The organism is Paenibacillus lentus, from assembly GCF_042714055.1.
Taxonomy (GTDB): domain Bacteria; phylum Bacillota; class Bacilli; order Paenibacillales; family Paenibacillaceae; genus Fontibacillus; species Fontibacillus lentus_A.
In genome coordinates this window covers 159,406-174,056 of sequence record NZ_JBHGVC010000006.1, presented here as the reverse complement: position 1 = coordinate 174,056, position 14,651 = coordinate 159,406, and the positions used below count along the sequence as shown (strand labels likewise).

At 48.1% G+C, this 14,651-nt stretch carries 12 protein-coding genes and 1 tRNA gene; 9 read left to right on the top strand and 4 right to left on the bottom strand.

All coding sequences use genetic code 11. The features are described 5' to 3' along the window. The first annotated feature begins 346 nt into the window (after positions 1 to 346). Positions 347 to 1,663 carry a replication-associated recombination protein A gene (locus ACE3MQ_RS15980; RefSeq protein ID WP_379394369.1) on the top strand — a complete coding sequence of 439 codons (1,317 nt, stop codon included), beginning with the start codon at positions 347 to 349 and terminating at the stop codon, positions 1,661 to 1,663. Between the two features lie 133 nt (positions 1,664 to 1,796). On the opposite strand, the gene ACE3MQ_RS15975 is transcribed toward ACE3MQ_RS15980, so the two are convergent. Further along, a protein-coding gene (locus ACE3MQ_RS15975; protein WP_379394367.1) for an IS3 family transposase occupies positions 1,797 to 2,941 on the bottom strand; the annotation gives its coding sequence in 2 pieces (ribosomal slippage) (positions 1,797 to 2,668 and positions 2,668 to 2,941; 1,146 coding nt in all). Between the two features lie 145 nt (positions 2,942 to 3,086). Next, the gene (mnmA, locus tag ACE3MQ_RS15970; RefSeq protein WP_379394365.1) at positions 3,087 to 4,223 is read right to left on the bottom strand and encodes a tRNA 2-thiouridine(34) synthase MnmA; all 1,137 of its coding nucleotides are present in this window, start codon (positions 4,221 to 4,223) and stop codon (positions 3,087 to 3,089) included. A 284-nt stretch (positions 4,224 to 4,507) separates the two neighbouring features. Between mnmA and cymR the strand changes: the two genes are divergently transcribed. Beyond that, a complete protein-coding gene (gene cymR, locus ACE3MQ_RS15965; RefSeq protein WP_379394363.1) occupies positions 4,508 to 4,927 on the top strand; it encodes a cysteine metabolism transcriptional regulator CymR in 420 nt (139 codons plus the stop codon). A gap of 708 nt (positions 4,928 to 5,635) precedes the next feature. On the opposite strand, the gene ACE3MQ_RS15960 is transcribed toward cymR, so the two are convergent. Further along, positions 5,636 to 5,989, bottom strand: a complete 354-nt coding sequence (locus tag ACE3MQ_RS15960; protein WP_379394361.1) for a hypothetical protein — start codon at positions 5,987 to 5,989, stop codon at positions 5,636 to 5,638. Positions 5,990 to 6,468: 479 nt separating this feature from the next. Between ACE3MQ_RS15960 and ACE3MQ_RS15955 the strand changes: the two genes are divergently transcribed. Together ACE3MQ_RS15955 and ACE3MQ_RS15950 are read left to right on the top strand one after the other, a co-directional pair. Next, a tRNA-Pro gene (locus ACE3MQ_RS15955) sits at positions 6,469 to 6,543 on the top strand. Between the two features lie 332 nt (positions 6,544 to 6,875). After that, the gene (locus ACE3MQ_RS15950) at positions 6,876 to 7,610 is read left to right on the top strand and encodes a collagen-like protein (RefSeq protein ID WP_379394359.1); all 735 of its coding nucleotides are present in this window, start codon (positions 6,876 to 6,878) and stop codon (positions 7,608 to 7,610) included. A gap of 150 nt (positions 7,611 to 7,760) precedes the next feature. Here ACE3MQ_RS15950 and ACE3MQ_RS15945 read toward each other — a convergent pair whose 3' ends face one another. After that, complete coding sequence (locus ACE3MQ_RS15945) at positions 7,761 to 8,018, bottom strand: hypothetical protein (RefSeq protein ID WP_379394357.1); 258 nt, start codon at positions 8,016 to 8,018, stop codon at positions 7,761 to 7,763. Between the two features lie 197 nt (positions 8,019 to 8,215). Between ACE3MQ_RS15945 and ACE3MQ_RS15940 the strand changes: the two genes are divergently transcribed. From ACE3MQ_RS15940 to alaS, 5 genes are all read left to right on the top strand, one after another. Beyond that, positions 8,216 to 9,373: a cysteine desulfurase family protein gene (locus ACE3MQ_RS15940; RefSeq protein WP_379394593.1), complete on the top strand. Its 1,158-nt coding sequence runs from the start codon at positions 8,216 to 8,218 to the stop codon at positions 9,371 to 9,373. Between the two features lie 93 nt (positions 9,374 to 9,466). After that, entirely contained in the window at positions 9,467 to 9,988 is a 522-nt protein-coding gene (locus ACE3MQ_RS15935; RefSeq protein ID WP_379394355.1) for a PRC-barrel domain-containing protein, read from the top strand. 14 nt (positions 9,989 to 10,002) lie between these two features. Then, positions 10,003 to 10,212 (top strand): hypothetical protein, encoded by a 210-nt coding sequence (locus ACE3MQ_RS15930; protein WP_379394591.1) that lies wholly within the window; start codon positions 10,003 to 10,005, stop codon positions 10,210 to 10,212. Positions 10,213 to 10,417: 205 nt separating this feature from the next. Next, on the top strand, positions 10,418 to 11,485 hold the full coding sequence (locus ACE3MQ_RS15925; protein WP_379394353.1) for an AI-2E family transporter: 1,068 nt from the start codon (positions 10,418 to 10,420) through the stop codon (positions 11,483 to 11,485). A gap of 412 nt (positions 11,486 to 11,897) precedes the next feature. Further along, positions 11,898 to 14,522 (top strand): alanine--tRNA ligase, encoded by a 2,625-nt coding sequence (gene alaS, locus ACE3MQ_RS15920; RefSeq protein WP_379394351.1) that lies wholly within the window; start codon positions 11,898 to 11,900, stop codon positions 14,520 to 14,522. The last annotated feature ends 129 nt before the right edge of the window (positions 14,523 to 14,651 follow it).

The following is a 14,651-nucleotide window of genomic DNA, read 5'->3' as shown; positions in this document are numbered from 1 at the left end:
TCGTAATCCCCCTTTCGCAAATTGTTTTTTTAATGAAGCTGGCTATATCTTAACATATTTTCATAGCAACGAAAATAAGGGGGCTATACAGCCCCCTTGCTTGAGGTTTCCGCTTACGCGGAAACCACCTCACTCACTGAAATCACACTTATCAGCCCCCTTTCCAGTGATTCGTCGGCCCGACATCTATATTAACTCATATTACGTGAATGGAAGAAAGCGAAAGAATGATTATAAATGTTTTGTACCCTAATATGGTAAAATGGACATTAGGTTCTTAGAGTAATATCATAGATGAGCTACTATCGAATATCGAGTCATTATGAGTCATAAGGAAGTGAACTTCATGGATTTGTTCTCTTACCAGCAAAGCTCAAGCCCTGCCGGCAGGCTGCTTGCCGATCGGATGAGGCCGACGACGCTGGATGAATATATCGGGCAGGAAGATATTGTCGGCCCCGGCAAACTGCTGCGCAGGGCGATTGAGGCGGATCAGGTCTCTTCGATTCTGCTGTATGGACCGCCCGGCTGCGGGAAGACAACGCTTGCTCATATTATTTCAAATCATACGCAAGGAGAGTTTGTAAGACTGAATGCCGTAGATGCTTCCGTAAAGGATGTGCGGGAAGTGATCGAGAAGGCGCATAATGATAAGTCTTTTTATGGAACCAAAACAATTCTGTTCCTGGACGAGGTGCACAGATTCAACAGCTCGCGGCAGGATGCCCTGCTGCCGGCGGTAGAGAAGGGCACGATTACATTTATCGGAGCGACGACGGAGAACCCGTTCCATTATGTGAACGGGGCTTTGATGAGCCGCTCGACCTTGTTCCAGCTGCAGCCCTTGACGAAAGAGCATTCGCTTATTGCGATGAAGCGTGCTTTGACGGATAAGGAGAAAGGGCTGGGCTTTATGCATCTGGAGGTGGACGAAGAGGCGCTGCTCCATATCGCGGCGATGGCGAACGGGGATATTCGCCGTGCGCTGAACGCGCTGGAGCTGGCGGCGATGACTACTCCGCCCCGGGGTGATGGCGGTGTTCACATTACCCTGGAAGTGGCGGAGGAATCGATCCGGCGCCCGCTTGTCAAAGCGGACGAATCGACGCAGTACGACGTGCTGTCCGCTTTTCATAAAAGCATTCGAGGCTCTAGCGATGCGGCATTGTTCTGGTTTCTCTACGCTGTTGAGAAGCTGGGAATGGATCCAATGACGTTTATCCGGCGGCTGATTGCCGCGAGCAGCGAGGATATCGGCCTGGCCAATCCTCAGGCGATGGTTCAGGCTGTGAGCGCATTAGATGCCTACCGGCACAACGGCTGGCCGGAGGCGAAGCTGAACATTGCCCAGGCGATTTTATTTGCGGTAGAGAGCCCGAAATCCAACGCTGTGACCACAGCGATCTCCAAGGCGATGACCGCCATCGAGGATGTGAGATCGGCAGAGGTGCCTTTGCATTTGCGGGATACCCATTACAAGGGAGCCGAAAAGCTTGGACATGTCGGCTATAAATATCCGCATGATTTCCCGGGGCATTATGTGAAGCAGGATTATTTGCCGCCGAATTTGGCGAAGCGGAAGTTCTACGAGGCGACGGAGCAGGGGAATGAGAGCAAAATCCGCCATAATCAGCAAATTCGCCGTGCGAAGGACATGGAGTAGGGTGAAAATATAATCCCAATTTTAGTTTCTGGAGCAAATCAGCAGTTGGAGCAATTTGCAGAAGAAAAGCCCTCTTCATCTACCTTCGGACTGCCCCCTGTTTGTGAGACAGGGATCAAAACACCTTGCAAGTTTAAGCAGCCAGTCGTCGGAAATCCATCGGCGACTGGTTATTTAGTTTCGTTTGAATGCGAATTGAGTTATAGTAAGTGATGTAGTCTCGAACGGTCTGTACCACGATTGCAGTCGTTGTACAGGTTAACCCTTCGAGATAGAACGTTTCAGACTTTAGCGTGGAATGAAACGATTCAATGGGGGCATTATCAGCAGGCGTTCCTTTACGGGACATGCTCATGGTAATGCCTTTTCCTTTTATCGCAGCCTGATAAGCCTGAGACGTATATACGCTGCCTTGGTCGCTATGAAGCAGCATGTTTGCCCGCTTTGGAAGTTGATTCAGTGTATCCAAAACCAAAGACGTATCTTGCTTGTCCGCTATACTGTAAGCTACAATTTCCCCATTGTACAGATCCAGAATACTTGAGAGGTATAACATTTTGCCTCCAAACGGTAAATAAGTGATGTCCGTGACTAGCTTTTGCAAAGGTGCCTCTGTATGGAATTGCCGCTGGAGTAAGTTTTCTGCTGGATGTGCAGGTTGACCGATGCTCTTTCGTTTTTTCGTCCTCACGCGGCACTGTAACCCTTCACGTTGCATAATCCGCTGAACTCGTTTGTGATTCAAGTTCTCTTCTGCCCGAAGGAGTGCGGTAATTTTTCGGTAACCATACCGGAATTTATGACGGATACAAAGCTCTCGAATTTTCTCCACGGTTGTATCTATACTTTCTTCCTTCGCGACTGCTTTCCAGCGATAGTAGGTAGCTCTTGCGATCCCAAGCCACGCACAAGCCTCAGATACCGTTACGTCTTCTCGAACGGACTCGATCCAGGCAATGACGATCTTTGGTTCCACCTCCTCTCCAACTCCTTGTACTTTTTTAGTAATTCCAATTGCTGTTTTAGAAATCGGTTCTCTGCTTTTACTTTTTCGAGCTCCGAAGAATGTTCCGGACCTTTCCCATAGCTGTATTGCTTACCCAAGAGCTGCTCCAGACGATGTACTTCGCCCTTTCGATACCACCTCATCCATGTCTTTAGCTGTGTCTTATTCCGTATTCCCAACTGTTCCATAACCTCTCTTACCGGAACTCCTGCAAGCCTCATTTCTATGGCTTTCATCTTTATTTCTAAGGGGTAACTCACTCTAGTTGCCAACGCAAAAACACCTCCAAGGTTATCTTCCATATCTTACAACATGGTTTGATTCTCTTGAAGGTGTTTTGATTTGTCTCACGTTATGGGGTCAGTCCCCTTTACATAAGGCAGTCGAAGAGGGCTTCATTTTTGTACTCATGAAGCATCAGATGCGGGTTGTTCCCAATTCAGGCACAGGCAGCTTCTCCGCGGCTTCGATCGTACCGCCGCCTAAGCATTCTTCGCCATCGTAGAAGACGACAGCCTGGCCTGGAGTAATCGCCTTTTGTGGTTGGTCGAAGGAGACGTATATTGTCCCGTCTTCCCTAGGGGTCAGGGTAACCCCTTGGTCTTGCTGGCGGTAACGAAACTTAGCCGTGCATTTGAAAGGCTTGTCCGGCAGTTTGTCCATGCCTGCGATCCAGTTTACGCCCGAAGCGACCAGTCCTGTTGAATACAGACTAGGATGCTTGTCGCCTTGTACCACATAAAGAATGTTGTGCTCCAAATCCTTCTCGGCCACGAACCAAGGCTCTCCGCTGCCCGATCCTCCGATGCCAAGACCTTGCCGCTGCCCGAGCGTGTAGTACATCAAGCCGTCGTGACGGCCTTTGACTTCACCGGTCGTAATATCAACCATATCTCCGGACTGAGCTGGCAAATATTGGCTTAGGAACTCGCGGAAATTACGTTCCCCAATGAAGCAGACCCCTGTGCTGTCTTTTTTCTTAGCCGTATACAGCCCCGCTTCTTCGGCAATGCGGCGCACTTCCGGCTTAGGCAGGTGACCAATTGGGAACATCGCTTTGGATAGCTGTTCCTGATTCAACGCATTTAGGAAATAGGTTTGATCCTTATTGCTGTCTACACCACGCAGCAGCTTGTACATGCCGTCTTCTTGCACAACACGTGCATAGTGGCCTGTGGCAACATAATCAGCTCCTAAATCCATCGCTTTATTCAGAAATTCGCCGAACTTAATCTCGCGGTTGCACATCACATCCGGATTTGGGGTGCGTCCGCGCTTATATTCTTCGAGAAAATAGGCAAATACTTTATCATAGTATTCTTTCTCGAAATTTACGGTGTAGTACGGGATATCGATTTGCTCGCAGACGCGCCGCACATCCTCGGCGTCCTCTTCCGCCGTACAGCGGCCGAACTCATCGGTATCATCCCAGTTTTTCATGAAAATGCCGATAACATCATATCCTTGCTGCTTGAGCAACAGCGCCGTTACCGAGGAATCGACGCCTCCGGACATGCCGACGACAATTCTTGTTTCGCTGTTTGATCCAGACATCTATATCACTCCTTTGGCGGTTTCCCTGTCGATATTTTATCATAAGCAGCTCGCTTGGGCGATGCCGTCAAATTGTAAATGCCATGTAAACAATTTAGGCAAAGCCGGGCTGTTTTAATTTCCAAAAGACACGGGATGTGTTACGATAAACATAGGTTAATGATAGGAATAGGGAGTTATACGCTCACGTGCCCTTCAGGTACGGGCGAGGATCCCTGTCATATCTTTATTGATCAGAGTTCAATTATATAAATATTACTTGAAAATTGAAAGAGGTGGCTTCTTTGAAGATTTCCACAAAAGGACGCTATGGCTTGACAATCATGATGGAACTCGCTGCAAAGTTCGGTGAAGGACCTACTTCCTTGAAAAGCATCGCAGAGAAAAACCAGCTATCTGAGCATTATTTAGAGCAACTAATCGCCCCTCTGCGAAACGCAGGGCTTGTGAAGAGCGTACGCGGTGCTTATGGGGGTTACATATTATCACGTGCTGCGGAGGAAATCACAGCAGGGGATATTATCCGCGTATTAGAGGGGCCGATTTCCCCGGTAGACTTCACGGAAGAGGATGATCCGGCAAAGCGGGATCTATGGCTGCGCATTCGGGACGGAATTGCTGAGGTGCTGGATTCGACTACCCTGGAGAATCTGATCAATTTCGAAGAGCAAGGCGCGGATCAGAATTACATGTTCTATATTTAACAGGGATCAGGAGATCCCGCATCTTCAAAGGGATTTGAGGTTATTCTTAAAAAGTGTTACCCGCACTTTACCCGCATCAACTGTTGATAGCCCATTCGAACGTGAGTATGTCTAAGGACTATGTGGAGTGAGACTAATTGGTAATTCCGCTTCTTTGAATTTTTTTGCTGAAGCCTTTTGGTATTTTGCCCACTTTTCAAGACGTCTAACGCTTTAGCTAATGTATTCCATAGGTTACCAGCCGCTCGCTTTGCTCGTTTTTCGTTGGAGCGAAGGAGTGCCTGAGAACGCTACTCGCGTCGAGTTGTTGACGTCGATCGTTTGATTTCTCGTGTCGATGTCACCCTACTATAGTTCAGCAGCTTCAGCGGGTCGCAACCCCGTATAAGCGAGTAACAAAAAGTACGCCCAAAAAGTACGCCAAATAATTTGGGGTTATAGCAAACGGGACACCTCAATAAATTTTTTAAGTTCGTCCTTCTCAAGAAATTTGGGGAGGACTTGTCTTTTTTCTCCCGGTTTTCGCGCTGGGTGTATAGCTAGGTGATCAAGGGAGAGCCAGTGGTTTGTCAAGCAGCGAAGCGGATATTCCCAGGGACGGAAGACCGATACATGGCTCAAGTCGAATGTCCATGGCTATTTACTTAAAAACTAAAACGGCCAAGCGATTGAAATATTCGCTTGGCCGTTTTCTCTCTATGCATTTTATTAATTGACTTGATTCAAACTAACAGGACCTAGACTACCATAAGATCCTTGGAATTGTCCTTTAAGGACATAAGTACCTGCGCTAAGATAACCTACTGAATACTCGACAGGACTTGAAGAGGTTGGCCCAATATTCACGGTAGTCGAGAAGACTTTATTAAGTTGACCGGAGGGCCCTTTGGAATAAAGCGATAGCTCAACGGTTTCATTCGTAGAGCTCCATAGGCCAACACTTAATTTATGTTGAGCTGATTGGCTAACTGTCAAATCATGTGATGTTGCAGTATAGGCAGCAAATGCGCTAGTAGAGAAAGAGAAGCACGCTAATAATAAGATCAACACTACTTTTTTCATTAAATTCACCTCCCTTCTTGCTATGGAGTGTCTGTAGAGAAAAAGTATGTAGTGGTCAGATTAAAAAAAGTAATATTTTTATTATTCTATCAAAATAAAGATAATATGCATATATATTAAATTTCTGAATTTTAAAGGCATTCAAACAAGTGTACGGAAACCAACACTTCAAAGGAGTATGCCGAGGCTCAATTCATTAAAGGACATACAAGCGCAACACTGCGAATTTTTCAGGGCCCTTCCAATCCAGCAGACCAAAATAAACCGATAAGTTCGTATGTCATTTTACACAACACAAGTACGGGGCAAGTAGTCCATTGGGCCTTCGCTAATGGCGGTTTTTATAACCAACCAGTTAACTTAACACCTGGCAACTATATTGTATTTCTAGATAATAAATCTGATTTCCCAATCGATATGGATGTATACGTATTTTAAATAACAAGAAAGTCGCTGGTAACTCAGCGGCTTTTTATTAACCGGATGTAGTGTAGCCAGGTAGCAGGCTTGCATTGGGAGTAAGTTGTCGCAGGTTCAATATCCTGCCATTCGGATTATTCATCATTTTTAAATCCCCTTGACTGGCCGCTTCCTTGTGAGGCGGCATTTTTTATTGCAGGTAAATCCTTCCTTAGTGTCGAACTGGCTCAACTCGCTTTTCCTATACTTCCAGTATTACAACAAACCCAATACCTGAACGGTACTGGGTTGATTTTTATAGAAATTGTATTCGTTTTGCAAGACTCCCTTTGAGGAGTCTTTTTTGCTTCCATGCTTTCGCTTGGCTTCATAGGCGATAACCGTTTTCGAGGTTCCGTGACAGCCGTCCAATCCTTTAGTTGATTCGCACAATAAACTGTTCTTGAATAACCTTGGAGGTGAATATATGTTTAGACATATCAAGAAGAAGCGAGTTCATTCCGTGAAAAAGTTTAAAAAGTTTCCTAAAAAAGTTATTAAGGTAAAACGTAAGATTATTATTAACGCCCCGCAGGGCCCAGAAGGGCCTCCAGGGCCTCCAGGGCCACAGGGCCTGCAAGGCCCGGGTGGCCCCCCAGGACCCCAGGGCCCTCAGGGGCCAGCAGGAATACAAGGCCCGCCAGGGATTCCTGGACCACAGGGCATACCGGGTCCTCCGGGGAGTCCCGGAGCTCAGGGCCAGAGAGGTTTGCAAGGAGAAACTGGCCCCGCAGGCCCAGCCGGACCAGCAGGAGCCGGGATAAGCGATTTCTTAAGCATTTTCCGATTCGATCCCGGTACAGGAACGGATACGGTTCCAGGTAATTCGGCCATTGTATTTAACGGTATCCTTGCTAATGTCGGAGGGGCATTTACGTTTATAGCACCGTCCGATACGGTCACGATCAATGAGACGGGAAGCTATTTGATCAATTTTACGGTGCATAATCAGGGAAATGCCGATTTCAACTTAACCGTCAATGGAGATCCCATAACTCCCGTTCCTTTTACAGGCAACGGAGGCGGCCCGACTTCGGCGGAAGTCATTATAACGGTCACCACCGTCCCGACTACGATTCAACTGGTTAACGCCAACCCAACACCTGCTCAGCTTCACAACTTGACGAATACGACGCTGACGATATTAAAATTGACTCCGTAAGGGAATGAATTAGCTTAGCTTATCATCCGTAAATTTGACCTGCCTGTTTTGGCAGGTTTTTTTTATTATTATATGGAGGTAATTGCAAATAGACTGTATTTATATAACGTAGCATTTGACCAATTTAAATTTGCCAGCATGCGATTGAAATTATTCTATCCGATAAGAACGATCGCGCTTCGCCTGTGTTTTTTCCTGGCGGGGCTTTTCTATTTTGTCAATAGGAATGATGCGAGTGACGTGCACGATTTCCTCCAGCAGAAACCAGAATGCTCCTTCAACAGTGTGAAGCTGCACTTTCTTTGGGTCTGCTCCCCATTTGGGCAAGCCGCGCATTGTATCCCCGGAATCCAATCTTATGACGACTTCCTGTTCTAGCGTAACTGCCATTTTTAGTTCGTGCATCATTCTCACGCTCCTTAGTCATATATTCTTATCATCGGTATGTTGCCTTAGAAATTAAAGAGAATATGAAGATAAGATATACATTTACTGGACACCGGGTTGACGCGGCGTTATGATGGGAATGTTTCCGGGGAATAATACAATATAACGCATGAATTCAGGTTGTTTGCACAACCTTTCAAAGATAGGTGATTTCGTTGATTAGAAAAATATATTTGGATCATGCGGCCTCGACACCGATGCATCCGGAGGTTGCTGAGGCAATGATTTCTGTCATGACCGAAAAATTCGGGAATGCATCGAGCGTGCATTCCTTTGGCAGAGAAGCGAAACGGATGGTGAACGGGGCACGGGATCGTTTGGCGGCGTCACTCGGCTGCAGACCGGAGGAACTGGTGTTTACCGGAGGCGGCACAGAGAGCGATAATCTGGCGTTATTCGGTACGATACAAGCTCAAAAATCCCGCGGCAAGCATATCGTGACGACAGCTATAGAGCATCACGCCGTACTTCATTCCTGTCGCCAGCTGGAGAGGAATGGCTTCGAGGTGACGTATCTTCCGGTCGATCGTACCGGTCGCGTTCATCCGGAGCAGATCGCTCAGTCGCTGCGCCCGGACACGATTCTGGTCAGCGTCATGTACGGCAACAACGAAGTTGGCACCCTGCAGCCAATTGTGGAAATTGGCGAAATGGTTCGCCGCAATAACAGTGACACCGTGTTTCACGTGGACGCTGTTCAGGCTTTAGGCGCTGTTCCCATTCACTGTCATGAGCTCCCTGCCGATCTCATCAGCTTCTCCTCGCATAAGATTAATGGTCCTCAGGGTGTAGGAGCGCTGTATATTCGAAAAAAATTAATGATCGAGCCTATGCTCTACGGTGGTTTGCAGGAGAAAAAAAGACGGGCGGGCACGGAAAATATAGCGGGAATCATCGGCTTTGCCAAAGCCGCAGAGCTTGCTGCAGCCGGTTTGTCCAAAAGGCGGGAACATGATTTGATGCTGCGCACCACCTTGCTGAAAAGTCTTGAGTCTGCCGTTGGCCGAGGTTATTTTCACGTCAATGGAAATGAGGAGTATTATTTGCCGCATATCTTGAATATCAGCTTTCCGGAAATGCAGACGGAGACCATGCTGATGAATCTCGATATGGAGGGAATAGCGGTGGCTAGCGGCTCTGCCTGCACCTCGGGATCGCTTGAGCCATCCCATGTACTCGAAGCCATGAATCTTCCGCAAAATCTTTTGCGGTCCGCGATTCGATTTAGCTTTGGTTTGGGTAATACTAGTGAAGAAATAGAGTACACCGCCGAAAAAGTTGGAACCATCCTAACCCGTCTTCGTAAAAAAACATAATGGGCTTTCGTTTATAGACTGTCAGGAAAGGAGGATGTGTTCACTTTTTCACAATAAACTGTAATAAAGCCCAGCGAGGAGGGACCTCAACTCATGAGACTGCAAGATATGATAGGCTTGGCCGTCTTTGATGTCGAGGGCGGCAAGCAGGTCGGAAAAGTCCTCGATGTGATGTTGAATGAAGATTGGACTATCTCGGGCATTGCGTTGGAGGGCAAGATCATGTTTTCCTCCAATATGAAAGTGGTGCTCTGGGAAGATATCGTCGCTTACGGCGAGGATGCCGTCATGATTCGCAATCAACAGGCTGTCCGCAGATGGGAAGCCGAGAATATACAGCTTACCTTCATTTCGGGTAACGGCAAATTGAAGGAACTTCCCGTTCTTACGGAAGACGGGACGATGATTGGATACGTTGCGGATGTTTATTTTGACCAGGATTTGGGAAATACAATTACTGGTATCGAAATTAGTGACGGATTCATATCCGACCTGATGGAGGGGCGAAAAACATTGCCTTTTATACCAGGGATGACGAAAGGGGAAAATGCGATCATGGTCCCCCCGAACAGTGAGCAACGACTGGAGAAGACCATGAATTCTATCAATGGATAGGTGATAATTGAATGATGAAATGTCCAAATTGCAGCTCCAAGGATATCGGGAAAATCGGTTCCCATCAATTTTATTGCTGGGGATGCTTTATTGAATTGACGGTAAACGGCGAGAAAATGTCCGTATACCAAGTGGAGGAAGACGGTACGCTCAGCTCCTTGGATGATTTGTTCTTCGGAGATGAAATGTCGCAGGATTTCTCGCAAATGCAAGCTTCAACTTAATATGGTCGGCCTACATATAGAACTAATTCTATAGTGGCCGGTGAACCCTTCTTCATAGCGGAGAGGGGTTTGTTTTTTTGAATTCTCGATAAAGAAGCTGCTTTTCATATTTTATGACGATGCTCTTGCTAACATGTACGATTAATTTTTGCGCGGCAGGCATATACTGACCTATAGCCAGTCCACCGCCAAGGAGGGATCGCGCGTGGAACCGATCTATAAAAGTAAAATGTTCCGCAATGGAATGTGGCTGCTGCTAGCACTCGTCATTCTTTATTTTATTTGGCTGCTTCGTCCGATGTTAGCCCTGGTCTACGGATTCCTTAAGGCTGTGCTTGCCCCTTTTGTCATAGCGATGATCATTTCTTATATCCTCAATCCCGTGGTACGGATGCTGGGCGGCCGCAAAGTACCGAGGACAATGGCCGTTCTGCTGATTTATGCGGTGTTTTTGACCAGCCTTTCGGTTATTCTGATCAATGTGATTCCGATGTTCATAGAGCAGCTTGAGGAACTGGGCGAGCACTTGCCTGAGCTGACTTTACATACCCAGCAGATGATCAATCGTTGGGACAGCAGTCTTCTTCCAGGCAGCATTCGGATGGGGATGAACAACTGGTTTTTTCAATTCGAGCATCGGCTGGCTGATGGGATTTCCAATTTCCTGGACAATATCGGAACGACAATCGGGGTCGTCTTTAATGCGTTTATCGTTCCTTTTCTCATCTTTTATATGCTGAAGGACTTTGAGGCGTTTGAGCGAATGATATTGCACTATTTACCGCGTACGCGCCGCAAGTCAATCGTTGCCTTATTAAAGGATATCGATGATGCGCTTGGCAACTATGTACGAGGACAGCTGCTCGTATGCGTCATCATTGGCGTGCTCGCCTATTTTGGCTATATGATCATCGGCATGCCTTTTGCACTGCTCTTTGCGGGAGTAGTTGCAGTTTGCAATATCATCCCTTACCTTGGCCCCTTTTTGGGAGCTGCGCCCGCGCTGGTCATGGCTACAACGATTTCGTGGCGCATGGTGCTGATGGTGGTGTTGGTCAATACGATATGCCAATTCATTGAGAGCAACATTATCTCTCCTCAGGTCGTGGGAAGATCGCTGCATTTGCATCCGATGCTTATTATATTCGCTCTGCTCGTTGGCGGGGAAATCGCCGGAGTGGCGGGGCTCATTCTGGCAGTTCCTTTATTTGCGGTGGCAAAAGTGATCATTCAGCATTTTTACACGTATTACGTCCGTCGCAAAACGGTTTAAACCGCATTGACAGCGGGAATCCCGCCTTATATACTTATTATTGATTTATTTACGATCTGTATAGATGCAAATCGTTGACGAAATGAAGTACGTCCATGTTCATTGTTCCAGAGAAGGCGTTCCTTCGTGAAGCTGCGGGCAGGCATTAGCACCGCTGTATCGCGTTGGCTGAAAGAACCCGATCATTGACCGGACGGAAAGCTGATTTCAGAGAGCGAAGCAAATTCGCCGGGTGGTTCCCGTTATAGAGCCGTTCGAGGCGATCGTTTCTTTCGGAAGCATGATCATGTTCATGGTCTGAAATACGATAACCAGGGTGGTACCGCGAGTTAATCGTCCCTGATATTCAGGGGCGTTTTTTCTATTTTTCACAGAAAATACATGCATATTGATCTATTTAGGAGGAACTCTTATGAAATCTAGTGAAATTCGTTCCAAGTGGCTGGAGTTTTTCGCCAGCAAAGGACATAAAATCGAACCGAGCGCATCTCTCGTTCCCCATAACGACCCTTCTTTGCTATGGATTAATGCTGGAATGGCCCCGTTAAAGCCTTATTTCGACGGCCGGGTGAAGCCGGACAATCCCCGCATGGCGAATTCGCAGAAGTGTATCCGTACCAATGACATTGAGAATGTCGGCAAGACGCGGCGCCATCATACCTTTTTTGAGATGCTGGGCAACTTCTCGATCGGCGATTATTTTAAAGAAGAAGCGATCACCTGGGCGTGGGAGTTTCTGACGGGAAAAGAGTGGATCGGATTTGATCCGGAACGCTTGTCCGTTACGGTATATCCGGAGGATGAGGAGGCTTTTAAGCTATGGAATGAGAAGGTTGGCATTCCGGCGGAGCGAATTATTAAGCTGGAGGACAACTTTTGGGATATCGGCGAGGGTCCATGCGGGCCTTGTACGGAAATTTTCTATGACCGCGGTGATGCTTACGGCGATTTGTCCGATCCGGACTGCACGCCTGGCGGCGAGAACGAGCGCTTCCTGGAAGTATGGAACCTCGTCTTCTCGCAATTCAATCATAATAAAGATGGCAGCTATACGCCGCTGCCTAACAAAAATATCGATACCGGAGCAGGGCTGGAGCGGTTTGCCTCCATCCTGCAAAACGTGAATTCCAATTTCGACACGGATTTATTCATGCCGATTATCGATGACACGGTTAAAATAGCCGGGATTCAATATGGGGCAAGCGAAGATAGCGATATAGCGATGAAAGTGATTGCCGACCATATTCGTACGGTTGCTTTTGCTGTAGCTGACGGTGTGCTTCCGTCCAATGAGGGCCGCGGATATGTTATCCGTCGCCTGCTCCGCCGAGCTGTCCGTTACGGGAAGACGCTGGGTCTTGATAAGCCGTTCATGTACAACCTCGTTAAGACGGTTGGCGACATTATGGGCAGCTACTATGAGGATGTCGTTACGAAACGTGAATTCATCGAGAAGGTCATTCTCACGGAGGAAGAGCGGTTCCATGAGACGTTGAGCGATGGACTGGCTATACTGTCCCAAATCAGCGAGCAAGCCAAGGCGGAAGGCCGTACGGTTATCGGCGGCGCAGATGCCTTCAAGCTGTATGATACGTATGGCTTTCCGCTGGATCTGACCGAGGATTTTGCGGCAGAGCAAGGCCTGACTGTAGATCGCGAAGGTTTTGAGGCCGAAATGGAGGGTCAGCGCGAGCGTGCCAGGGCTGCAAGCCATAAGGGAGGCAGCATGTCGGTACAAGGCGGGGTATTGGCTGATTTTACGACTAAAACAGATTTCGTTGGATATAATGAGCTAGAAACGTCAACTAACATATTAGCAATAATCGCGAATGACACATTTGTCGACGTGCTGTCTGCGGGTGAGAGCGGCCAAGTTATTTTGGAGACAACTCCATTCTATGCCGAGAGCGGCGGCCAGGTAAGCGACAAGGGCATTATACTGAGCGAATCGGGCAGCGCGGATGTAGAGGGATTGTTTAAAGCTCCGCGTGGACAGCATGTTCATCAAGTGACGGTGAAGTCGGGCGAGCTGCGTGTCGGAGCAGTTGTAACGGCTCAGGTTGATCGGAAGCTCCGCAGCGAGATTCTGAAAAACCATACCGCTACGCATCTGCTTCACAAAGCGCTTAAAGAGGTGCTGGGGGAGCATGTTAACCAGGCCGGTTCCTTGGTCGAACCGCAGCGCCTGCGCTTTGACTTCTCGCATCTCGGCAGTATTTCCGCCGAGGAGCTGGCCGAGATCGAGCGCAAGGTGAACGAGCAAATATGGAATGCGCTGGATGTCGTCATTGAATACAAGCCGATTGACGAAGCCAAAGCGATGGGCGCGATGGCTCTGTTCGGCGAGAAGTACGGCGATATCGTCCGCGTCGTTCAGGTTGGAGACTACAGCCTTGAGCTTTGCGGAGGCTGCCATGTGAGCAATACGGCGGAGATCGGTCTGTTCAAGCTGATCAGCGAGAGCGGTATCGGTTCGGGAGTGCGTCGGATCGAGGCGGTTACAGGCCGTGGGGCATACTTGTACATGGATGGCCAGCTAGAGCTCCTCAAGCAATCCGCAGCGCTGCTTAAATCGAATGTGAATGAAGTGCCGAAACGGATCGAGGCTCTTTATCTGCAGCTGAAGGAGCTTGGACGCGAGAACGAGTCGCTGCAGAGCAAGCTGAGCTCCATCGAGGCTGGCGAGCTGACGAGCCGGATAGTCGAAGTAGGAGGAACCAAGCTTCTTGCGGCACGGGTAGAAGCAGGAAGTATGGATATGCTAAGAACCTTGGCGGACGAACTGAAAATCAAGGTGCCTGATGCAGTCATCGTGCTTGGGGCAGCGATGGACGACAAAGTGAACTTTGTTGTAGCCGTACCGCAGGAACAGGTGAAGCGCGGCATTCATGCCGGCAAGCTGGTTAAAGAAGTTGCCGCCGTTTGCGGCGGAGGCGGAGGCGGCCGGCCGGATATGGCTCAGGCTGGAGGCAAGGACGTCTCCAAGCTGGAGGATGCCTTGAAATTGGCTGAAGGGTGGATTGCCGCGCAGCAATAACTGATTATAAAATTCAATGCCGTAACCGAAAATTTCCTTAAAGAACCTACAGTATGATATAGTAAGGGTAGACTAAGAGGAAACCAGACTGCGATCAAGAAGACGTATGTCTTAAGAAGCGAGGTGTCA